General features: G+C 71.5%; 17 protein-coding genes. 6 read left to right on the top strand and 11 right to left on the bottom strand.

The features are described 5' to 3' along the window. Nucleotides 1-188: 188 nt before the first annotated feature. Nucleotides 189-797, bottom strand: a complete 609-nt coding sequence (locus tag J8403_RS03600) for a helix-turn-helix transcriptional regulator (RefSeq protein WP_246585671.1) — start codon at nucleotides 795-797, stop codon at nucleotides 189-191. A gap of 264 nt (nucleotides 798-1,061) precedes the next feature. Here J8403_RS03600 and J8403_RS03595 point away from each other — a divergent pair, with 264 nt between their 5' ends. After that, nucleotides 1,062-2,435 carry a COG1470 family protein gene (locus J8403_RS03595; protein ID WP_211121819.1) on the top strand — a complete coding sequence of 458 codons (1,374 nt, stop codon included), beginning with the start codon at nucleotides 1,062-1,064 and terminating at the stop codon, nucleotides 2,433-2,435. Between the two features lie 50 nt (nucleotides 2,436-2,485). Here the strand turns inward: J8403_RS03595 and J8403_RS03590 are convergent, their stop codons facing one another. From J8403_RS03590 to fdh, 4 genes are all read right to left on the bottom strand, one after another. Beyond that, on the bottom strand, nucleotides 2,486-3,280 hold the full coding sequence (locus J8403_RS03590; protein WP_211121818.1) for an eCIS core domain-containing protein: 795 nt from the start codon (nucleotides 3,278-3,280) through the stop codon (nucleotides 2,486-2,488). 175 nt (nucleotides 3,281-3,455) lie between these two features. Continuing rightward, the gene (gene nrfD, locus J8403_RS03585; protein ID WP_211121817.1) at nucleotides 3,456-4,526 is read right to left on the bottom strand and encodes an NrfD/PsrC family molybdoenzyme membrane anchor subunit; all 1,071 of its coding nucleotides are present in this window, start codon (nucleotides 4,524-4,526) and stop codon (nucleotides 3,456-3,458) included. Next, entirely contained in the window at nucleotides 4,523-5,548 is a 1,026-nt protein-coding gene (locus tag J8403_RS03580) for a 4Fe-4S dicluster domain-containing protein (RefSeq protein WP_211121816.1), read from the bottom strand. The genes nrfD and J8403_RS03580 overlap by 4 nt, the downstream gene beginning before the upstream one ends. Beyond that, nucleotides 5,545-8,808 carry a formate dehydrogenase gene (gene fdh, locus J8403_RS03575; RefSeq protein ID WP_211121815.1) on the bottom strand — a complete coding sequence of 1,088 codons (3,264 nt, stop codon included), beginning with the start codon at nucleotides 8,806-8,808 and terminating at the stop codon, nucleotides 5,545-5,547. Before fdh ends, J8403_RS03580 begins: the two co-directional genes overlap by 4 nt. 61 nt (nucleotides 8,809-8,869) lie before the next feature. On the opposite strand from fdh, the gene J8403_RS03570 reads away from it, so the two are divergent. Further along, a complete protein-coding gene (locus J8403_RS03570; RefSeq protein WP_211121814.1) occupies nucleotides 8,870-9,604 on the top strand; it encodes a DUF429 domain-containing protein in 735 nt (244 codons plus the stop codon). 213 nt (nucleotides 9,605-9,817) lie between these two features. Here J8403_RS03570 and J8403_RS03565 read toward each other — a convergent pair whose 3' ends face one another. Then, nucleotides 9,818-10,975 (bottom strand): transglycosylase family protein, encoded by a 1,158-nt coding sequence (locus J8403_RS03565; RefSeq protein ID WP_211121813.1) that lies wholly within the window; start codon nucleotides 10,973-10,975, stop codon nucleotides 9,818-9,820. A gap of 1,534 nt (nucleotides 10,976-12,509) precedes the next feature. On the opposite strand from J8403_RS03565, the gene J8403_RS03560 reads away from it, so the two are divergent. After that, nucleotides 12,510-13,343 (top strand): MOSC domain-containing protein, encoded by an 834-nt coding sequence (locus tag J8403_RS03560; protein WP_211121812.1) that lies wholly within the window; start codon nucleotides 12,510-12,512, stop codon nucleotides 13,341-13,343. Between the two features lie 64 nt (nucleotides 13,344-13,407). Here J8403_RS03560 and J8403_RS03555 read toward each other — a convergent pair whose 3' ends face one another. After that, on the bottom strand, nucleotides 13,408-13,818 hold the full coding sequence (locus J8403_RS03555; RefSeq protein WP_211121811.1) for an SRPBCC family protein: 411 nt from the start codon (nucleotides 13,816-13,818) through the stop codon (nucleotides 13,408-13,410). Nucleotides 13,819-13,879: 61 nt separating this feature from the next. Beyond that, a complete protein-coding gene (locus J8403_RS03550; protein WP_211121810.1) occupies nucleotides 13,880-14,893 on the bottom strand; it encodes an Lrp/AsnC family transcriptional regulator in 1,014 nt (337 codons plus the stop codon). A 93-nt stretch (nucleotides 14,894-14,986) separates the two neighbouring features. Here J8403_RS03550 and J8403_RS03545 point away from each other — a divergent pair, with 93 nt between their 5' ends. Then, a complete protein-coding gene (locus J8403_RS03545; RefSeq protein WP_211128060.1) occupies nucleotides 14,987-16,657 on the top strand; it encodes an AbgT family transporter in 1,671 nt (556 codons plus the stop codon). Between the two features lie 47 nt (nucleotides 16,658-16,704). Then, complete coding sequence (locus tag J8403_RS03540; RefSeq protein WP_211121809.1) at nucleotides 16,705-17,859, top strand: M20 family metallopeptidase; 1,155 nt, start codon at nucleotides 16,705-16,707, stop codon at nucleotides 17,857-17,859. 121 nt (nucleotides 17,860-17,980) lie between these two features. Here the strand turns inward: J8403_RS03540 and J8403_RS03535 are convergent, their stop codons facing one another. Next, nucleotides 17,981-18,217 carry a DUF397 domain-containing protein gene (locus J8403_RS03535; protein ID WP_211121808.1) on the bottom strand — a complete coding sequence of 79 codons (237 nt, stop codon included), beginning with the start codon at nucleotides 18,215-18,217 and terminating at the stop codon, nucleotides 17,981-17,983. Nucleotides 18,218-18,222: 5 nt separating this feature from the next. Further along, nucleotides 18,223-19,083, bottom strand: a complete 861-nt coding sequence (locus J8403_RS03530) for a helix-turn-helix domain-containing protein (RefSeq protein WP_211121807.1) — start codon at nucleotides 19,081-19,083, stop codon at nucleotides 18,223-18,225. A gap of 212 nt (nucleotides 19,084-19,295) precedes the next feature. Between J8403_RS03530 and J8403_RS03525 the strand changes: the two genes are divergently transcribed. Further along, nucleotides 19,296-19,766 (top strand): hypothetical protein, encoded by a 471-nt coding sequence (locus tag J8403_RS03525; protein WP_211121806.1) that lies wholly within the window; start codon nucleotides 19,296-19,298, stop codon nucleotides 19,764-19,766. A gap of 11 nt (nucleotides 19,767-19,777) precedes the next feature. On the opposite strand, the gene J8403_RS03520 is transcribed toward J8403_RS03525, so the two are convergent. Next, nucleotides 19,778-21,751 (bottom strand): pyridoxal phosphate-dependent aminotransferase, encoded by a 1,974-nt coding sequence (locus J8403_RS03520; protein ID WP_211121805.1) that lies wholly within the window; start codon nucleotides 21,749-21,751, stop codon nucleotides 19,778-19,780. Nucleotides 21,752-21,912: the final 161 nt, after the last annotated feature.

Below are 21,912 nucleotides of genomic sequence, written 5' to 3'. Positions count from 1 at the left end.
GCGCGAGCCCGCGCGTCACCATGTACCCCGGCAATCGGTCGAAAGTGCTGGAACCCGCGCACAGAACGCACAGAACACCCCACTCGAGATCGGCGCGCCGGGCTCCACGATCGCGTTTCACCGGGGAGTGGCGCACCGAGGGGTGAGCCAGCCCTTAGGGAAGGGCCGGCTGCCCCTTGAGGCAATGCTCATATCAATCCCTGCCGGAGCGCGTATGCCACGGCATGGGAGCGATTACGGAGATTCAGCCGCGTCATCACAGCGTGCAGAACGTTTTTGATCGTGCGTTCGGAGTAGGAGAGCTTCATGGCGATATCCGCCGTGTCATAGCCCTCGGCGACCAGCCGGAGCACCTCGATCTCCCGGGTGGCCAGACCGGTGAAGTTGAGCCCGTTCGGCGCCAGCACCTGGCCCTGGAGCCGACCCACCTGCTCGAGCAGGCTGCCCAGCAGATCCGGGGGAACCCGGCCCTCGCCCTTCGCCACCGCGGCGATCACCTGCACCAACCGCTCCGGCGTCGCCTCCGCGCGGCGGACGACCCCGACGAAGCCGCACTCCGCGGCGTTGACCAGTTGCTGTTCATCGATCTGGGTGGTGACCAGCACCCCCCGCGCGGCGCTGGTCCGTTGAATCTGGCGCAACACGCGTAGAGCGCCGTCATCGAGAACGTCCAGGACGACGACCACGACCTGCGGTGAGTCGGGTTCGTCCCAGTCGATGAGCCTGACCTCGGGCCGGGTGCGCAGTTGGCTGGCCACTCCGGCCCGCGACAGCGGGTCTTGGGCGCGCAGCGCCACCGTAACGCGTTCTCCCGTCGTTTGATTCACGTCGCTCTCTCCCCTCGGGCGACTGAGGGAGGATCATGATGAAACATGCTGAGCATGACGTGTCCATGTCATCTCCACATTTCATTCACATTCGCCTCCCTTTAACGGCCAACCACAGTAATCCCCCTAGTTCTCCAAGGGAATTGGGCGTGGCTCACCGGGCACCGCAATTGCCCGAAAGTGTGACTGCGCGGCCGCTGCCGACGCCATGAACCGGAGAATAGGGTGCGCGGCATGAGTGTTTCGGCGAGCCTGGACGAGTCCTCCGTCGCGGTCGAGCCCGGCGGCGAGGCCGAACTCCCCGTACAAGTGCTCAACTCGGGAACCACCGTGGAGGAGTGCCGCTTCGAGGTGGTCGGGCCCTGCGCCGACTGGACCACCGTGGAACCGGAGACCCTGTCGCTCTACCCGGGCGCGACGGGTACGGCCACCGTGAAGCTGCGTCCGCCCCGCAGCCCTCGGACGGCTCCCGGGGAGATACCGCTCGGGCTGCGGGTGGTGCCCACCAGCGAACACAGCGAGACCACCGTCCTGGAGCGCGGCGTGACGGTGCGGCCCTTCACCGAGGTCACCTCGGAGCTGGTGCCCCGCGGTTCCACCAGCGCCTGGCGCGGCCGTCACAAGGTGGCGGTGGACAACCGCGGCAACACCCCGCTTCCGGTGGCGCTCAGCGCACGCGGCGCCACCGAGCGGGCCAAGCCGGCCTTCGAGCCCGCCGAGCTGACCGTTCCACCGGGCGAGGCCAAGTTCGCCACGCTCAGGGTCCGTCCCACCCAGCGGCTGTGGCGCGGCACTCCGATCACCCATCCGTTCCAGGCGGTGGTGACACCTCGGACGGGGGAGGGTCAGGACCCGTATGAGCCGCTGGTCCTGGACGGCACCTACGAACAACAGGCCATCCAGCCCCGCTGGCTGCCCCGGGCGCTCGCCGCCGCCGTCCTGGTGGCCGCGCTCCTGGTGGGCCTCTGGTACGCGCTGCTGCGCCCCACCGTACGGTCGGCCGCCCGGGAGGCGATCACCCCGCAGGCGGTCGAATCCGCCGTGAAACAGGGGGACAAGGAGAGCGGTGGAGCTCAGGACGGACAGCAGGACGGACAGCGGGGCGGCCGGCAGGGGGCGTCGGGCGGCGGCGGTCAGGACGGCGGCCAGGTCGGGGGCTCGACCGGCCCCGGCGGCGGCAAGTCCCGCGCCCCGTCCGACGGTTCGAATGCCGAACCCGGGGAGCCGGGCGGGCCCGCGGCCCCGACCAGCGCACGGGTGCAGGTGCGCGACGCGGTGGGTGGCGGGGCCGCCGAGCGGACCGCGTACACGGTCCCCGACGGGAAGAGCTTCGAACTCACCGACATCGTGGTGCAGAATCCGCAGGGCGACGCCGGGACGCTGGTCATCTCCAGTGACGATGGACAACTGCTCAATCTGGCGCTGGAGAACTTCCGCGACTCCGACTACCACTTCGTGACCCCCATCCAGGTGGCGGCCAAGGGCAAGGTCACGATCTCGGTGAGCTGCCGTGAGGTGGGCAGGCCGGTGAAGGCTCCGGCGCCGTCCCAGTGCTCGGAGTCGCTGTTCCTGGGCGGCAAGATCTCGGCGACGAAGACCAACGGCTGACGGGACGGTCGCAGGGCGGGGCCACCACCGCAGGGTGGGCCCCGGGCGGTCTATCCCTCGGGCGGGGCCTCCTCCTCGTCCTCGGCCCCGCTCTCGGCCGCCCGCTGGACGAACGACCCCTGGACGTCCGCCGGCTCCTCGTCCTCGTCCGCCTCCTGGCGCTGCACCGGCGGCGCGGCGGTGGAGGGAGCGGCCGCCGCCGGGGCGGGCGCGGGGGCCGGGGCGGGCGACGGCTCCGCCATCACCCGCTCGGCGTTGGCCGACGCCTCCTGCTCGAAGCGGTCGGACGGATCGCTCACCCGGATCCCGCCCGGGGCCTCCGTCCCGTCGACCGGGCCGCTGCGCTGCTGGATGACATGGGTCAGCTCATGGGCGAGCGTGGTGCTGCCCTGATGCGAGGACGGGTCGTAGGCGTCCCGCTGGAAGACCACGTTGTTCCCCACCGTGTAGGCGTGGGCGCCGACCTCCTTCGCCGACTCGTGTGCCGCGGAGCCGGTGTGCACCCGTACGTCCCCGAAGTCGGCGCCGAGCCGGGCCTCCATGTCGCCGCGGGTGTCGGTGTCCAGAGGCTCCCCGCCGCCGGACGCGAGGACGTCATGGACGCTCGACCGCCCTTCGCCCTCCTCGCCCCGCTCGGCGTCCCGCTGGATCGCCGCTCCGACGGCCGAGTTGCCGACCGTGCGCTGCAGGGTGCTCATCCCGGAAGGGCCGAGCACCTCCGTACGGCCCGTGGCGGCGGCCCTCAGGAGATGCCGAAGTTCCGCCTGCTCATCGGGGCCCGGCCGCTTCGGCGAGGCGAGGGATTCGTCGTGCTCGTGTCCGTGGTCGTGCTCATGTGCGTGCATCTGCCGCTCCCCGGGGACTGCCGCCCCACACCGGATGTCCGCCTCCAGCCAGCGTCGCGGGGCGGATGCCGCGCCGTCCAGGCCGGGGCCCACCGGGGAAGGGCAGTGCGGAGTGCCCTTTCGGGCAGCGCCGTACGGCCGCGGCGGGGGCGGTCGTACGGCGCGCCGCGGTGGGTCAGCCGTCCTGCGGCCGGTCCCGCTGTGCGTCGGGCCGTTGCCGCTGTGCGTCGAGTCGTTCCCGCTGGGGCAGGACCGTGTACTTCGGGTCCTCCGCCGACCGGATCCCGGCGTGGAAGACCCCGAAACGGGTGCAGACGGAGGCCGCCAGCAGGGCCGCGCCGCTGAGGGCCGCGGCGGTGCGGCTGCGGCGGCCGAGGAGGGCGCCGCCGAGGGCGCCCGCGGCCGAAAGTGCCTCGGCGGCGCGCATCAGCCGGCCCGCCCGGCCCTCGCGGTAGGTTTCGGCGACCACGCCGACTCGCCGCTCCATGGCCTTGACGGCGGCGTTCTCCAGCGCCGTGCCGAGGACCGCGACCCCGCGCGCCGGCGCGTTCTCGGCGACCGGCGAGACCAGCAGGGCCATGCCGCTCGCCGCCGTGGCGGCCGAGCCGATGAAGACGAACGGCATTTCGCGGTAGCCGTCGTGCCATGCGGGGATGGCCGTGTTGGCGGCCAGCACCGCCGTGTACGAGGCCACCGCCGGGCCCAGCAGCCCCGCCCCCACCGTGGCCGCCCGGCCGGCGCGCGGCAGCCGCCGCGCCACGTCCGAGGCGGCCGCCGCACCGGCCATCGGGCCGTAGACCATCAGCAGCCATGAGCCGACGCTCATCGGCGAGGTGGGCTTGAAGACCCGCAGCATATTGACGAACCGCTCGGGGCGCCCGAGGTCGTGGATCAGCGCGGCGGTGGAGCCGGCCAGGGCCGCCACCGAGGACACCTTGAGCGCGCGGGCCATGACCGGACGGCCGGTCAGCTCGGCACCCGCCGCGAGCACCGAGCCGGCGCCCGCGAGCCCGCCGAGGAAGAGATAGCCCGCGACGTCCCGGGCGCTCCAGGTGGGCGGATTGAGCACCGGCCGCCCGTAGTAGGAGGTGAACTCCGCCCGGGGGACCATCGACTGATCGCCCTTGCGGCCCTTCCCGCCCTTGCGTCCGCGCCGCTCGCCGTTCCCCATCCCCTTGCCGACCAGCGCGTCACGGTCCGGCCGGGCGCCGCGGATGCCGTCACGGGTGACGTCAGACTCGCTCATCGGCCCCACCTTCCGGTGCGGCGCCCGCTCATGCCGCCGTGGGCCGCGAACACGGCGGCCACGCCACCGAGCAGGGTCAGCGCCGCGGCGCCCGCGTGCCGCCACATCGAGGGCAGATCGCGGGTGGTGACGACCGGGTCCGGCGGCAGCCCGTACACCTCCGGCTCGTCCAGCAGCAGGAAGAAGGCGCCGTCGCCGCCGACACCGTCCTCCGGGTCGTGTCCGTACAGCCGGGCGTCCGCCACCCCCACCCGGTGCAGCTCCTCGACCCGGGCGGCGGCGCGCTCGCGCAGCTCGTCCAGGGGGCCGAACTGGATGGAGTCGGTGGGGCACGCCTTGGCGCACGCGGGTTCCTGGCCGGCGCCGAGCCGGTCGTAGCACAGGGTGCACTTATGGGCCCCGCCGTCCTGGGGCCGCACATCGATGACCCCGTACGGACACGCGGCCACGCAGTAGCCGCAGCCGTTGCAGATGTCGTCCTGGACCACCACGGTCCCGAACTCGGTGCGGAACAGCGAACCGGTCGGGCAGACGTCCAGGCATGCCGCGTGCGTGCAGTGCTTGCACACGTCCGAGGCCATCAGCCACCGCAGCCCGGTCTGCCCGTCGGCGGACGGGGACGACGCCGGGGAGGTGGGGGTGATCGCGGCCTCTGCGACCGGGGTCCCGGAGCCCCGCGCCGCGAGGGCCAGCACATCGACATCGCTGTGGTCGACCGCCGCCTCGGCCCGGCCCAGCGGCTTGCTCTGCTCGATGAAGGCCACATGGCGCCAGCTGGAGGCGTCAAGGCCCTGGGTGTTGTCGAAGGACATGCCGGTGAAGTCCAGCCCGTCCTCCGGGATGGCGTTCCACTCCTTGCACGCCACCTCGCACGCCTTGCAGCCGATGCACACCGAGGTGTCGGTGAAGAAGCCGACCCGGGGCGGATGCCCGTCGTGTCCGGCGTCCCCGGCCACGTCCGGTTCGGCTCCGGCCAGCAGATTGCGGCCGATCAGTGACGAGCGCCGGGAGGTGTCGGTCATCCCCGCACCTCCGTTCCGGTCCGCGCCGTGATCCCGGCGCGCCGCCGATAGTCTTCGAGTAGAGCCGTCAGCTCCGGGCCGCGGGGGCGGCGGCCGGGACGGATGTCGGCGCTCAGCGCCTTCACCTCCTGGATGTGGACGTTCGGGTCGAGAGCGATGGCGGACAGCTCATTGGCGGCGTCCCCGCGCGTGTAGCCATTGGGGCCCCAGTGGTACGGCAGCCCGATCTGATGCACCGTGCGGCCCCCGGCCCTGATCGGGGACATCCGCTCGGTGACCATCACCCGGGCCTCGATCACCCCGCGCGCGCTGACCAGCGTCGCCCAGCCGGTGTGCTCCAGATGCCGCTCGCGGGCCAGCTCGGGAGAGACCTCGCAGAAGAACTCCGGCTGCAACTCGGCCAGATACGGTGTCCAGCGGCTCATCCCGCCGGCCGTGAAGTGCTCGGTGAGCCGGTAGGTGGTGATCATGTACGGGAACACCTCGCTGCCCGGCTCGTCCCCGCTGGGATGGAAGGCGTTGTGCACATCGGAGATCACCTCCCGGACCGGGTTGCGCTGCTGCTCCGGATAGAGGGGATTGCGCACGGGTGAGTCCTGGGGCTCGTAGTGCGTCGGCATCGGACCGTCCACCAGCCCGGCCGGGGCGTACAGCCATCCCTTGCCGTCGGCCTGCATGATGAACGGATCCACTCCGCTGAGCGCGTCCGGGCCCCGGGCGTCCTCGGGCGGGCGGTAGGAGGGCGCCCGGTCGGGGATGAAGTCCGGGATGTCATGGCCGGTCCACCGCTCCTGGCTCTCGTCCCACCACACCAGCGCCTTGCGCTCGCTCCACGGCCGGCCGGCCGGATCGGCCGAGGCGCGGTTGTAGAGGATGCGCCGGTTGGCGGGCCAGGCCCAGGCCCATTCGGCGGCGATCCAGTCCTGCTCGGTATGCGGCTTGCGGCGGGCGGCCTGGTTGACGCCGTCGGCGTACACCCCGCAGTAGATCCAGCAGCCGCAGGAGGTGGAGCCGTCGTCCTTCAGCTGGGTGTACGCGCTGAGCGGCGCGCCCCGCGCGTCGCGGCCGTTGATCTCGGCCAGGACCGCCTCGGCGCTGGGCTCGGCGAGCGGGCCCTCGGTGGGATACGACCAGGCCAGATCGTGGACGGCCCGGTCCATGGGGTCGGTGGAGTCCTTCAGCCGCTCCTTGACCAGCCGCCCCAGGTGGTACATGAACCACAGATCGCTGCGTGCCTCGCCGTCCGGCTCCTTGGCGGCGAAATGCCACTGCAGCATCCGGTTGGTGTTGGTGAAGGAGCCGGACTTCTCGGTGTGGGCGGCGGCGGGGAAGAAGAACACCTCGGTGGCGATGTCCTCGGTGCGCAGCTCGCCGGTCTCGATCTCCGGTCCGTCCTTCCACCAGGTGGCGGACTCGATGAGGGAGAAGTCGCGGACCACCAGCCAGTCCAGATTGGCCATGCCGAGGCGCTGCATCTTGGTGTTGGCCGAGCCCACGGCGGGATTCTCACCCATGAGGAAGAAGCCCTTGCAGACTCCGTTCAGCATCTCCTTCACGGTGTGGTAGGTGCTGTGGGAGCCGGTCAGCCGGGGGAGATGGCCGAAGCAGTAGTCGTTGCCGGCGTGCGCGGCGTCGCCGTAGTACGCCTTGAGCAGGCTGACGACATAGGAGCGCATCTCGCCCCAGAACCCCTTGTCGGTCTTTATGGCCTCGACGAAGGTGTCCAGGTCCTCATGGGCGTGGGCGTGCGGCATCGGGATGTAGCCGGGGAGCACGTTGAACAGGGTCGGGATGTCGCTGGAGCCCTGGATGCTGGCGTGGCCGCGCAGCGCCTGGATGCCGCCGCCGGGACGGCCGATATTGCCCAGCAGCAGCTGAAGGATGCTCGCGGTGCGGATGTACTGGGCGCCCACGGTGTGCTGGGTCCAGCCGACGGCGTATACGAACTCCGAGGTGCGGTCCGGGCCCGAGTTCTCCACCAGCGCGCGGCACACCTCCAGGAAGGTGTCCTGGGGAATCCCGCAGGTCTCCTCGACCATCTCGGGTGTGTAGCGGGAGAAGTGGCGCTTGAGGATCTGGTAGACGCAGCGCGGATGCTCCAGGGTGCGGTCGGCGGGGACCTCCGGGGGGACGGGCGCGCCGCCGGAGCCATGGGACTCGGAGTAGGCCGCCGTCGAGACGGACGCGCCCTTGCGGGTGCGCTCCTCGTACAGCTCGTCGGGCGCCCCCTGCGGCGCCTGGACCTGGGCGCCCTCGTAGCCCCAGGTGGAGATGTCGTAGTGGCCGGTCTCCGGGTCGAGGCCGGAGAAGATCCCCGCCAGGTCCTCGGTGTCCTCGAAGTCCTCGCCGACGATGGTCGAGGCGTTGGTGTACTCCAGGACGTAGTCGCGGAAGTCATGGCCGCCGGTGAGCACATGGTTGATGATGCCGCCGAGAAAGGCGATGTCGGTGCCGGCCCGGATGGGCACATACAGATCGGCCAGCGCGCTGGTGCGGCTGAAGCGCGGATCGACATGGATGACCTTGGCGCCGCGCGCCTTGGCCTCCATCACCCACTGGAAGCCCACCGGATGGGCCTCGGCGAAGTTGGAGCCCTCGATCACGATGCAGTCCGAGTTCTGCAGATCCTGCAGAAAGGTGGTGGCGCCACCGCGGCCGAAGGAGGTGCCGAGCCCGGCGACGGTGGAGGAGTGGCAGACCCGGGCCTGGTTCTCCACCTGGATCACCCCGAGCCCCGTCCACAATTTCTTGATGAGGTAGTTCTCTTCGTTGTCCAAGGTGGCGCCGCCGAGGCTGGCGATCCCCAGGGTGCGGTTGACGCTGACCCCGTCCTGCTCCCACTGCCAGCCCTCGCGGCGGGTGCGGACCACCCGTTCGGCCACCATGTCCATCGCGGTGTCCAGGTCCAGCCGCTCCCACTCGGTGCCGTACGGCCGACGGTAGAGCACCTCATGGCGCCGGGACTCACCGGTGGTGAGCTGGAGGGACGCCGAGCCCTTGGGGCACAGCCGGCCGCGGCTGACCGGTGAGTCGGGGTCGCCCTCGATCTGCACCACCCGCTCGTCCTTCACATAGACGTTCTGGGCGCACCCCACCGCGCAGTAGGGGCACACCGACTTGACCACCTTGTCGGCGGTGACGGTGCGGGGGCGCTGCTCACGGGTGGCGGCCGAGGTGGCGGCGGCACCGCGGCCGAGTGGGTCGCTTCCGGTCAGCTGGCGGTAGACAGGCCACTCCTGAATCCATGTACGTACGCCCATCGCCCGTCCCTTCGCGCCGTTCTGCCCCGCACCGGCCCATCCGCATGGTCGGATACGGCGCATGGGTTCCCGTCGCGATGCTTTTCACACCCCGCCCGCACCCGGATGCACCGAATCACCCGTCGTGGGGGTGGACGCCTGCCGCACCGGATGGGTGGCCGTGACCTTGTCCGAGGAGGGCCGGTTCGCCGGGGCGGATACCGCCGGCGGGCTGAGCGAGCTGCTCGGCCGTCTTCCGGACGCCGCCGTGGTGGCGGTCGACATGCCGCTGGGGCTGCTGCAGGCCGGATTGCGCGAGGCGGAGGCCCTGGCCCGGGCGAAGGTGGCCCCGCACGGCTCCCGGGTCTTCCCCGTGCCGCCGCGCGGGGTCTGGGAGGCGGATGACTACGACGAGGCCAATCGGATCTCCCAGCGGCTGACCGGTCAGAAGGTGAACAGCCAGACCTGGGGGCTGGCCGCGAAGCTGCGTGAGGCCAACGCCTGCCGCGACGGGGGCGACCACCGCCTGTACGAGGTCCATCCCGAGGTCTCCTTCGCCGCCGTCAACGAGGGGCGGCCCGTGGCCTGGAGCAAGAAGAGCTGGAACGGCCGGGCCGTGCGCCGCCGGATGCTGGAGGACCAGGGCATCGTCCTGCCCGACGACCTCGGACCGGCCGGCCGGGTGCCGTCCGACGACGTCCTGGACGCGGCGGTGGCGGCCTGGAGCGCGCGGCGCATCGCGCTCGGGACCGCCCGGAGCCTTCCCGATCCGCCTCAGGAGGCGGACACCGGGTTGTCCGCCGCGATCTGGTACTGACCGATCCCCGTGTGGATGGCGGGAGGCCGCCCGAGCCGTGCCTCGGGCGGCCTCCCCTTCCCCCACCCCCTGGAGATGGACCTTGGGGTGTCCGGCGGGTCGTTCCCCTTCCCGCCCCTTCCCGTTGCCGGGGGCGGAGGGGAGCGGCCTGCCGCGGGCGTCACGATCCGCCGGACACCTTCTTGAGGGGCGCGGTGCTTTCGGTGCGAGCCGTCAGACGCCGACGCCGCGTGAGCGCAGATAGGCGAGGGGGTCGATGTCGGATCCGTAGTGCGGGCCGGTGCGGACCTCGAAGTGGAGATGCGGTCCGGTGGCGTTCCCGGTGTTGCCGGACCGGGCGATCCGGCGGCCCGCCTCGACGGACTGCCCGGTGCGGACCGTCAGCGCCGACAGATGCGCGTAGTGGGTGTAGAGGCCGTCGGCGTGGCGGATGATCACCTGGTAGCCGAAGGCGCCGCCCCATCCCGCCGCCACCACGGTGCCCGGGGCGGCCGCGCGTACCGAGGTGCCGATGGGGACCGCGAAGTCCACGCCGGTGTGATGGCCGCTCGCCCACCGCGCGCCGCGGACGCCGTACGCCGCGGTGACCGTCCCGCTGACCGGGGCCGTATGCGGGTGGGCGGCCGCCTTGCGGACCACCGTGTGGCTCGAGATGGCCGAGGCGCGGTGGCGGGGCGCCGCCTTGCGCTGGTGCCGGGCGCCCGAGGGCAGGGCCAGCCGCTGCCCGGGGTGGATCAGATGGGGATTGGGGCCGATGGTCCCGCGGTTGGCGTGGTACAGCGCCTTCCAGCCACCGCTGACCGAGGCACGCGTGGCGATGCGGGACAGCGTGTCGCCGTGGACGACCGCGTAGGAGCCGGACGCCGCGCGGCGGGCGGTGTGCTGCCCGGCCCGGGACTTCGCGGCGGACTTGGCCGACTTCTTGGCGGGCTTGGCCGGGTGCTTGGCGCGGTGTTCGGTGCTGCGGCTCGCCACCTGGGCGGGCGGCCCGGACCGGCTCAGCCGGCCGCGGACGGAGCAGACCGGCCACGCACCCGGACCCTGTGTGCGCAGGACCACCTCCGCCACGGTGATCTGCTGGGCCTTGGACGCCAGATCGGCCCGCGGGGCGTAGGCGGTCCCGCCGAACGCCGCCCAGGTGTGCTGGGAGAACTGTAGCCCGCCGTAGTAGCCGTTGCCGGTGTTGATGTGCCAGTTGCCCCCGCTCTCGCATTTGGCGACCCGGTCCCAGGTGCCGACCGAGGCCGCATGGGCGGGGCCGGTGCCGAGGAGCGGCAGGACGATGCCGACACCGCCGGCGGTGAGGGCCGCGCACAGCGGGGAGACCCGGCTGGGCGATGCGGGGCGTCGGTGACTTCCTCGTACGGCCATGAGGCTGGTTCCTCTCGACACAACGGCTCTCGACGTGCCCTCCGGAGGACCCGGCGGGCTGTACGAGTACCGCAGCCCGGCGCCGCCGGTCACAAGGCGCAGGGGGCCTCATGGACGGCCGCGCGCCGCCCGGTGCCACCCCCGAATTCACTGACGCTCCGTCAGCTGGGCGGTGGGAGGCGCATGGAGGGCCGGGGGCGCACGGCCGTCGTCGGGGCGGGTCCGGCGGTCCGGGCCGGAGGCGGGCGATCATGGCGCGCTGGACGTCCTCGTACGGCGGGAAATGATTCTCCGGGGCGCCGGAGGGGGCGGACGCTATTGCGCCGGATTCGTTTCCGGATGATCGGTGACCGATCCCGGGCGGCGGGCCGGGCGAATTGCGGCCGGGACATGGACGGTTGAAGCGCGGACGAGCGGCGGGCGGCTCAATACGGCGCCTGGCGCCTGCCGGACGTGCGGCCCGGGATCTTCCTCGGCGCTATTGCGTCGCCGCCCGGTCAAGATCGGCCGCTTGGCGGCCGGGCCGCGGCGGGCGGCCGTAACCGCGCGGCACCGCGCTGGAACTGGCTGTTCCGCTCTCCCTGCCGGCAACCGGGGAATGCCGGGGAGCGGAGGAGGGAGAGGGGAGAGCGGGAGGGCGGTGGGAGGGGCGGGAAATAGGACGGCCTTGCGGTGGAGCGGGGGAAGAAGGGGACGTCTGAACGAACGCGCTGGGCGGTCCAGGTGGAGTTTCCCTCGGTGCGGCCGGGCCTTGAAACGTATCTACGGGGGCGTGCCGCCGACCGCGGCGTTCAGCGGCGGGACCGGCCGGGGGCAGGGGGCGTCCCGGGCGAAGACGCGCGGGGAGATGGTGGGGGACTGAGGGCGTTGGGTGTGCGAACCCCGGCTCCGGCTGGTCTCTTCTCCGGCATCCGGTATGGCCCGCGGAACAGGGGGAGTCGCTTGGCGTCTGGACCAACTCGCGGGCGCGTGAACGGACTTGACTCGGCGTTTACCGTATCTCTTGTCGTGCATCGCCCCGCCGACCGCCCGTGCACCGCGGCAGTTCTCCGAAAAGAGCCGATCGTCATGGCGACGGGGAAACTGGCGGAGAATCACGCGGACTGTGTATAGCGGGAACCGCGCCGCCGCGCATACCATTGCCTCACATCGACTTCCCCCCTTCGAGCCGCTCTCAGGGGCGGCCCCGAAATCAGCACCCTTCACCTCGCAGGTCCGGGACCCCGGGCGACGCCGGAGGTCGTGCTTTTCCCGCGATCTCGTCCGCCGCTCCAGGGAAACGGCCGGTTTTGGGTTCCTGTCGGCGGGAGGCGCAGCGCGCCTACGCCATGTGCCGGTGGTCACCGGCCGTGCGCGATGGGTCGTTCGGCGTACTCCGCGCTACGCCCTGCCGCCGGACGCCGGGCCGGGGGCGCATGGCGGAGCCCGGGCGTGCCATGAAACGCCGGTCGGGCACCGGGCGAAGGCGCGGGAGCGCCCCGACCGGCCGATCGGCCACCCGACCCCCGGGCGCGGCCCCGGGTAGGGTTGCCGTGTGGCGACCGTTCTCGAGCTGACCTCCTATCCCGTCAAGGGATGCGCGGGTGTCCCCCTGTCCGATGCGCTGCTGACGGAGGCGGGTCTGCGGCATGACCGCAGCTTCATGGTCATCGGCGAGGACGGGGAGTGCCGCACCCAGCGGCGGGATCCCCGGCTCGCCGTCATCCGCCCCGCCATCGACCTGGACGGCACCCGGCTCACCCTGTCGGCACCCGGCGAGGGCGAGGTGGCCATCGACATCGACACCACCTCCGCCCGGCGCGAGGTCCAGGTGTTCCACAACCCCTTCCTCGGTATCGACCAGGGCGATGACGCCGCCACGTGGCTTTCGCAGGCGCTGGGCGCGCCGAGCAGGCTGGTGCGGGTTCCCCCGGAGCACGACCGGGTGACCGAAGGATGGATCCCCGGCACCTGCGGCTACGCCGACAGCGGCGCCGTGCACCTCGTCTCCCGGGCCAGCCTGGACGGGCTGAACCAGCGGATCGACGAGGCGGGCGGCACCGCGCTGCCGATGAACCGCTTCCGCCCCGGCATCGTGCTCGGCGGATGGGACGAACCCCACCGGGAGGACCGGATCCGCCGGATCGCCATCGGCGGCGCCGAGCTGGGCTTCGCCAAGCTCACCGGCCGGTGCGTCGTGACGACCGTCGACCAGAGCAAGGGCGTCAAAGCGGGTCCGGAGCCACTGCGCACCCTGGCCGGCTACCGGCGCGGCCCGGACGGCGCCACCCTGTTCGGCTGCCAGTTCTCCGTGACCCGCGCCGGCAAGCTGGCCGTGGGCGATGAGGTGGACGTCATCGAGTGGGACGGGCCGCCCCCGGGGGAATGACCGGGGGCGCTCAGGCCGACGCGGCCACTCAGACCGACGCGGGCTCTCAGACCGACGCGGGCTCTCAGACCGACGCGAGCACCTTGGCGAAGCTGTCCAGGAGCTGGGCGGCACCCTCCTCGGCCTGGGCGCACTGCTCCTGCGGCGGGGCCGGCTGCCGGAGCACCACCCGGGTCCGGCCGTCGCCCAGCTCGGCGAAGGTGGCGGTCATCTCCATGACCCCCTGGGGAAGGTCCAGGGTCCACACCAGCCGCTCCTGGCCGACCACCTCGCGATAGACGCCGCGCATCGGCATCTCGCCACCGGGGGTGGCGACGGTCGCCGTCCAGGCGCCGCCCGGCCGGACGTCGAGGGCGACGGACTCGGGGGCGGCGCCGAACCAGCGGGCGAAGTACTCCGGCTCGGTCCACACCCGCCACACCGTCTCGCGCGGTGCGTCCAGGTCCCGGGTGATGGTGATCTCGGTGGCGCTCATGGTCTCTCCTCGGTGAGCGGGAAGGTGCCGTCACCCATCAGACCGGCCCGCCGCACGGAACTCATCGGTCCTGGCCCAGCAGTCTTCCGTCCTCCCGGCCGATCCAGTACCGGCGCAGCACATCGAGGACCACCGACACCTCGCAGGCGTTGATGCCGGGGAGTTTCGCCAGATCGCGGGTGAGCAGCTCGGCGAGGCCGTCCTCGTCCCGGAACACTCCGTGGTGGATCACCGAGGAGGTGCCCGCGACGATCGAGACATAGCGCGCCGAGGGATGCCGGGCCAGCGCGTCGGCCACTTCCTGGATGGCCCCGGGCGCGGCATGCAGCTCGATCACGACCTCCAGCGCATGGCCGAGCAGCGCCGGTTCGATCTCCACCCGGGGCCGTACCAGACCGCGCTGGAGGAGCGACTGGGTCAGCCGGTAGGCGGTGGACCGGCTGATGGCGAGCCCGCGCGCCACATCGGCGGCGCTCGCCCGGCCGTCCTGGCGCAACAGCTCCACGGCCCGCAGCTCGTCATCGCTGAACTCGGTGACGGCGGTGGGCTCCGCCATCGGATCGGCCGCCTTCCGCAGCGCCCGCACCTGGGCGGCGTCCAGCCGCCGCAGCCGCCAGGAGTCGGACTTCGCGGTCGCCCTGAGCACCAGTTCGGTATGGGCCGACCGCACACCGGGGACGGACGGGATCCGGGTCATCAGCAGCTCCCGGGCCCGGTCGCGCCGGGTCGCGTGCAGGGAGCAGTAGACATCGGTGCGGCCCGTGGTCGTGGCGACGAACGGTATCTCGGGCAGCTCGGACAGCCGCCGGGCCACCTGCCACGCCTGCCCCGGGGCCGTGGCCACCCACAGGTGCATGGGGTTGCCCTCGGCCAGCATCGGCCACTCCACCTGACCGATCACCCGAAGCAGCCGTTCCTCCCCGAGCCGGGTCAGCCGGCGGCCGACGGTGCTGGCCGAGCTGCCGAGCACCTCGGCCAGCGCGCTCAGCGGCGCCCTCGGCGCCACCTGCAGGGCGGCCACCAGATCGAGGTCGGCGTCGTCGAGTACCGGTGGTGCGGTGGGAACGTCTGCCATGGGTACGAATCTATCGTGCGATTGGTGCTCCATGCGTGAATCATTCTTGCGTTACAACACTTTTACTTGCCTCATTCCGTCATGCCTTCTCTAATGGACGACCACTACCGCGTCCCCGACGAAGGAGTGCGGACGGTGAGTTCCAAAGACACCACGACCACACCCGACAACACGCCCGGGAAGCCACCCGGCCACGCGCCTCCCGACGGGCCCGGGGAGACCTCGGCGGCGCTGTCCGCACTGCTCCGGGTGCTCGGCGCCGTCGAGCGTGCGGGCAATAAACTTCCCCATCCCTTCTGGCTGTTCGCGATACTCAGCGTCCTCCTCGCGCTGATCAGCTGGGGTCTCGCCACCGCGGACGTCTCCGCCGTCGATCCGGCGGGCGGCAAGACCGTGGCGGTGCGCAGCCTGATCTCGGTCGACGGAGTGCGGTCGATGATCAGCGACGCGATCACCAACTACGCCACCTTCCCGCCGCTCGGCACGATCCTGGTCGTCATGCTCGGTGTCGCCGTCGCCGACCGGTCGGGGCTGCTCGCCGCGATGCTGCGGGCCGGTGTCGCCAAGGTCCCGGCGCGCTGGATGACCTTCGCCCTGGCCTTCACCGCGATGGTCGCCCACATCGCGTCCGACGCGGCCTATGTGGCGCTGGTCCCGCTGGGCGGGCTGGCCTTCCGGGCCGTCGGACGCAGTCCGCTCCTGGGGATCGTGGTGGCCTTCGTGGGCGTATCGGCGGGCTATGACGCCAGCCCGCTGATCACCCCGATGGACGCGGTCCTGTCCGGGCTGACCACGGCCGCCGCGCACACCGTGGACCCCGGCTATGTCGTCACCCCGCTCTCCAACTACTTCTTCTCCCTGGCCTCCTCGGTGGTGCTGGCCGCCGTGATCACCTTTGTCACCGAGAAGGTGCTGGTGAAGCGGGTGGCGGCGCTTCCGCCCGAGCCCGAGGAGACGGCCGGGGACACCGCGGAGACGGGGCGGACCACGGAGGTCGAGCTCGCCCTGGCACCCGAGGAGCGCCGCGGGCTGCGCCACGCCACCATCGCCCTCGTCGTCTTCCTCGCGGTGGTCGTGGTGGCGATGATCCCCACCGGGTCACCGTTGCGCGGCGAGGGCGGCAGCATCGTCGAATCGCCCGTGCTCTCCGGTATCGCCGTGGTGCTCGGACTGCTCTTCGCCCTCCTCGGCGCGGTCTACGGACGTGCGGCCGGCACCGTGCGCGGCGGCCGTGACATCCCGGACTTCATGGCACAGGGCATGCGGGAGATGGCCCCCATCCTGGTGCTCTTCTTCGCCATCTCCCAGTTCCTCGCCTACTTCAAGTGGACCGGCGTCGGCCAGGTGCTCGCCATCCGCGGCGCCGATCTGCTGAAGGATCTCGGAGTCACCGGCCCGGTCGCCTTCGTGGGCATCGTGCTGGTGTGCACGGTGATCAATCTGGCGATGACCAGCGGTTCCGCCATGTGGGCGCTGGTGGCCCCGGTCTTCGTGCCGATGCTGATGCTGTTGCACATCCCTCCGGAGGCCACCCAGGCCGTCTACCGCATCGCCGACTCCTGCACCAACGCCATCACCCCGATGAGCGCCTACTTCGTCATGGCGCTCGGCTTCCTCCAGCGCTACCGGCGCTCCGCCGGAATCGGCACCCTCGCCTCGCTGACCCTGCCGCTCTCCGTGGCCATGCTGGTGGCCTGGACCCTGCTCTTCTACGCCTGGTGGGCGCTGGGCATCCCACTCGGCCCCGGCGCGCCCGTCCGCTGACCCCGGCCGCTCCCTCACCCACGCCACCTCGGGAAGGACCCCCTCGAATGACCCCCTCCGATCTCGCCGCCGCCACCGTCCGGGTGCTGCCCGAGATGATCGAAGACCTACGGACGCTGGTGGAGCTGGAGACGCCCAGCAATGACAAGCGGCTGCTGGACGCCGGGCTCGCCACGATCAGCGGCTGGCTCGTCGACCGGCTCGGCGAGCCGGACGGAACCGAGCGCCACGACTGCGGGGCGTACGGCGATGTGCTGGCCGTGACCTATCGCGGCACGGCCCCCGGCACCGTGCTGCTGCTCTGCCACTACGACACGGTCTGGCCGGCCGGAACACTCGCCGAATGGCCCTTCCAGGTCGAGGACGGCCGGGCGAGCGGACCCGGTGTCTTCGATATGAAGACGGGTCTGGTGCAGGCCGTCTGGACCCTGCGGCTGCTGCGCGAGCTGGAGCTTCCCCACCCCTCGGTGCGGCTGCTGCTGGGCGGCGACGAGGAGATCGGCAGCCCCGCCTCCCGGCGCCATATCGAGCGGCTCAGCGAGGACGTGCTGGCCACGCTGGTCTTCGAGGCGTCGCTGGACGGGGCGCTCAAGACCTCCCGCAAGGGCGTCGGGCTGTTCGATGTGACCGCCCACGGCATCGAATCGCATGCGGGACTCGACCCGTTCGCGGGCGCGAGCGCCATCCACGCGCTGGCCGAGGTCGTCCCGCAGATCGCCGCGCTCAGCGCCCCGGAGCGCGGAACCACGGTCAACGTGGGGCTGATCAGCGGCGGCACCGGGCGCAATGTGATCGCCGCACAAGCGAGCTGCGGTATCGACATCCGGATCGCCGAACCGGAGGAGATGAAGCGGATCGACACCGCGCTGCACGCCCTCACCCCGTCCGACCAGCGGGTGCGGCTGACCGTCACCGGTGAGTGGAACCGCCCGCCGATGGTCCCCAATGACCCGTCCCGCCGGCTGTTCGAGCAGGCCCACGCGGTCGCCGCGGAACACGGCTGGGAGCTGCAGGAGACCGCGGTCGGCGGGGCCAGCGACGGCAACTTCGTCTCCGCGCTCGGCCGTCCGGTCCTCGACGGGCTCGGTGCCCTCGGCTCCGGCGCCCACGCCCGCCATGAGCACACCGTGCTCGCCCCGATCCCGGCCCGTACCGCGCTGACCGTCGGTCTGCTGCGGGCGCTGGCGGCGGACGCCTCCTAGCGTCCGACGCCGACGGCCGGACGGCCGGAAACCCGTGGGCCGCCGCCGTGTCCGGACACGGCGGCGGCCCACGGCGGCACCGGCGCGGCCGCGGTGCGCGGGCCGGTGCACGGGAGGCATGTCAGGAGATGAGGAAATCGGCCTCGCCCGCCTTGGCGCCCTCGATGAACGCCATGATCTCGTTGCGGGTGTAGATCAGCGCCGGACCGTCCGGATCGGTCGACTGACGGATCGCGACCCGGCCGTCGTCCAGCCTCATGGCCTCGACGCAGTTGCCGCCGTTGCCACCACTCCACGGCTTCTGCCAGCCCTCGCTGCCGAGGTCGCTCGCGCGCATGCCGTTGTGAATGCGATCCATTCCGATCAGAGCTCCTTGCGGAAATCGCGGAGGATTTCCTTTGTGCGTCGTGCGGTTGCCGCCTGGGCCGCCATGCGGTCCAGGGCCTCCAGATGGGAGGCCACCTCGATGCGCTCATCCAGGTAGACGGCGCCGGTCAGGTACTCGACGTAGACCATGTCCGGCAGTTCGGGAACAGCGAAGCGGAAGAGGACGAAGGGCCCGTAGGTGCCCGGATGGTGTCCGGAGGTGAACTCCGAGATCTGCAGCGTGATGTGCGGCATCTCGACGGCCTCCAGCAGCCGGTCGATCTGGTCGCGCATCACCTCCGCCGAGCCCACCCGGCGGCGCAGCACCGTCTCGTCCATCACCACCCACAGCCGGGGCGCGTCCCGCCGGCTGAGCAGCGTCTGCCGCTCCATGCGCAGCGCCACATGGCGCTCCGCCCGCCGGGGAGCGGACTGGCCGACCGCACCGGTCTGCATGACCGCGTGGGCGTACTCCTCGGTCTGGAGCAGTCCGGGCACGAAATGCGGTTCGTACGCCCGGATCATCTCGGCCGCGCCCTCCAGGCTGACGTGCACGCTGAACCAGTCCGGGAGGATGTCGTGGAACCGCTGCCACCAGCCGGGCTTGTTGGCCTCCTCGGTCAGGGTGATGAAGGAATCGAGCTCGTCGCCGGTGATCCCGTAGGCGTCCAGCAGCATCTGCACATACGGAACCTTCAGCGCGACCTCGGCGGTCTCCATGCGACGGACGGTGGCGGGCGCGACCCGCAGCACTCTGGCCGCCTCGTCCCGCTTGAACCCCGCCTTCTCCCGCAGGTCCTGCAGCCTCTTGCCGAGGACGACCTGACCCACGGTCGGGGCCGACCGCGGTTCGCTCACCTGAATCCCTCCCTGACCTCCCCAACGCTGATGTTCGCAGTGTGCCATGGCCAGTGCGGAACGGACACATTGCACTTACGACTCTGCACTTTTCAGAGTGCCCCTTGCCAAGTGTGCGCGGCGGTGCGCATAGTTGCGTCATGATCCCGTTACCGCGTTCTGCCGCGGCGACCGCAGGCGCGAGCGGCCCGACCTTTGCGAAGTGCCCCTAGATGACGTACGCCTTCGCCGGTGCGCTGACCGGCCTCGTCCGCGGCCGGTTCGGCCGGCGCGGATTCCGTCCGGCGTTCGGACGCCACCGTCTTCAACTGCCGCCGGCGCTGCGGACGGACCGGGCCTATGACGCGGTGGGGATCGCCGAGCGGCACGGCCCCGGGGTCATGGACCTGCTGCCCCGGGCGGGATGTGTCCTCGCCCGCGCCGGGCGCTGGTGGTGGATCGTGCCGCCGCAGTCGGACATCGGGGTCAACTGGCCCGCACCGGCCGTCTACGCGGTCGGCGCCATGGTGACCGGCCCGCCCGGGCGGTGGACCGGCCCCACCGGGGCCGAGGAGCCCGGTGTGGTGCACTGGCCGGGCGACGGGGAGCCGTACACCCATCCGCTGCTGCTGCATATCGCGGTCTGCGCGGCGGCCGGGGTCTCCCCGGCCTGGCCGTGCGACGAAGGGCTGCCCCGGTCATGACCTCGGCCCGGTCATGACATCGAGTCGTCCTGGAGGTACGCCGCGGGGCGCGGATAGCGCTGCAGGGCCGGAGTCTGCCCGGTCGGGTCGTCCTCCTGCTCGCTGAGGGGCACCACGGGGGCCGCGGCCGCGGCCTTCAGCTCGGCGGGGTCGTAGGTCATGGCCTGCGTCCGCTCCACCGGCGACGGCTCGGGCACCCCGGCATCCCGCTGACCGTAGACCGGGATCTGGTCGACCGTCGTCTCCTCGGGCCGGAACAGGTTGTACCCGACCCCTGCCCCCGCCCCCTGAGCGCCCTGGACCTGGATCATCGGGATCTGACCGGTCTGCGCCTGGGCGCCCTGGTACTGCGCGCTCTGCGGCTGCGGCGCCATCTGCATGAACGGTGCCTGGCCCTGCGGCGCCTGGCTCTGGGCCGGCTGCGACCGCGGGGCCTGGAACTGCTGCGCCGGTGCCTGCTGCGGGATCAGCGGCTGTGCGGCCTGGGCCATCTGGGGCTGGGTCATCTGGGGCTGCGGCAGCGCCGCCGGGGCCTGGTACAGGGGCGTCTGGGCCGGGGGAGTGGCGACATAGGCGGGCGACAGCTCCGCGAGCGGCTGCTGCTGGGCGTAACCCGCCGAGGCACCCGCGAAGGACGCCTGCCCGTACGGATCGCCGGTCACGCCCTGCGGGGCCGGGAGGGCGGCCGCGGAGTACATCGGCTGGGGCTCCTGCGCCATGGGCGCCGCGGGCAGCTGGGGCGGCTGCTGGTAGGAGTAGTCCAGCGACGGCGCCTGTGCGGCGGATCCCCAGGACCCCGGCAACTCCGCGTACCCCGAGGATCCCGCGTACCCCGAGGACACCGACGGCTGCTGGTCCCAGCCGACCTGCGGGGCGTAGAAGGACGTCCCGTACAGCACCGTGCTCAGCCCGGTCAGCAGTCGCTGCACATCGGGCTGGGAGCGCACCACCAGCCGCATGAACTGGCTGCTGCTGCCCAGCTTGTTGCCGCATTCGCGCACCAGCACCCCGTGCTGGGACAGCAGTTGGTCCCGGACCCAGCCGCCGTCCGTTCCGGCCGGCAGTTTGACGAAGACGAAGTTGCCCTGGGAGGGGTAGACCGTCATCCCGGGCAGTCCCGCCAGCTGGGTGGTCATCTGCTGCCGGTCGCGGCTGAGCATGCGCAGACTGTCCACGTACTCCTGCCGGTACCGCTTCAGCATGAAGACGATGACCTCGGCGAAGGAGTTGAGGTTCCATTTGGGCAGCCGGGAGCGGATCTGCACGGCCAGCGACGGATTGGCGACCAGATAGCCGAAGCGCACACCGTGCAGCCCGAAGTTCTTGCCGAGGCTGCGCAGCACGATCACATTCGGGCGCAGGATGGCCTCGTCGACGACGCTGGGATACGCCTCGGCGTCCGCGAACTCCAGGAACGACTCGTCGATCACGATCAGATCGAGGTCGGCCAGGGCGTCCATGATGCCGATGAGGGCCTGGCGGGACACCAGCCCGCCGTCGGGGTTGTTGGGGTTGCAGATCACCGCGACCCGAGAGCCCCGGGAGCGTACGAAGTTGACGAAGGCATTCGGGTCGAGCGCGAATCCGCTCATTTCCGGAAGCTGGAACATGTCGACCCGTTTGCCGGTCTCCATCGGCTGGTCGGTCCAGCGGCCGAAGGTGGGAATCGGCACCGCCAGGCTTTCCTTCACCAGCAGATGGTCGATCCAGGTGATGAGTTCGGTCGAGCCGTTGCCCATCGCCATGGTCTGCGGCTGCAGCCCGAGCACATCGGCCAGTTCGGCGGTGATGGTCTCCGCGGAGCTCGGGTAGTAGGTGAGGATGTCCCGCAGCCTGACCGCCATCACGGCGAACATGGCGGGGGTGGGGAAGTAGGGATTGCAGGGGATGCAGAAGTCCACGAGCTCCTGTCCGCCACCCGTGACCCCGGCGCGGTTGAGCGCGAAGAACGACGGGCTGTGAGCGGTGCCACGGAAAAGTTCCATGGCATCACCGGTATTGCCGACTGCGGCAACAGTCACGGCGGGACCTCCTCGGTCGCATGGGTCGCGTCGACGCGCTGACACGGCCGTTGCGGCTCGTCCCTCGAGCCTGACGCATGATCCCTCGAAGCCGGGCCGGGCGAGGATTTTCGTGGGGCTTGTGA

The sequence above is a fragment of the Streptomyces yatensis genome (assembly GCF_018069625.1).
GTDB classification, from domain to species: Bacteria; Actinomycetota; Actinomycetes; order Streptomycetales; family Streptomycetaceae; genus Streptomyces; species Streptomyces yatensis.
Note: the sequence above shows the minus strand (reverse complement) of the source record. Positions and strands in the feature narration are given on the sequence as shown.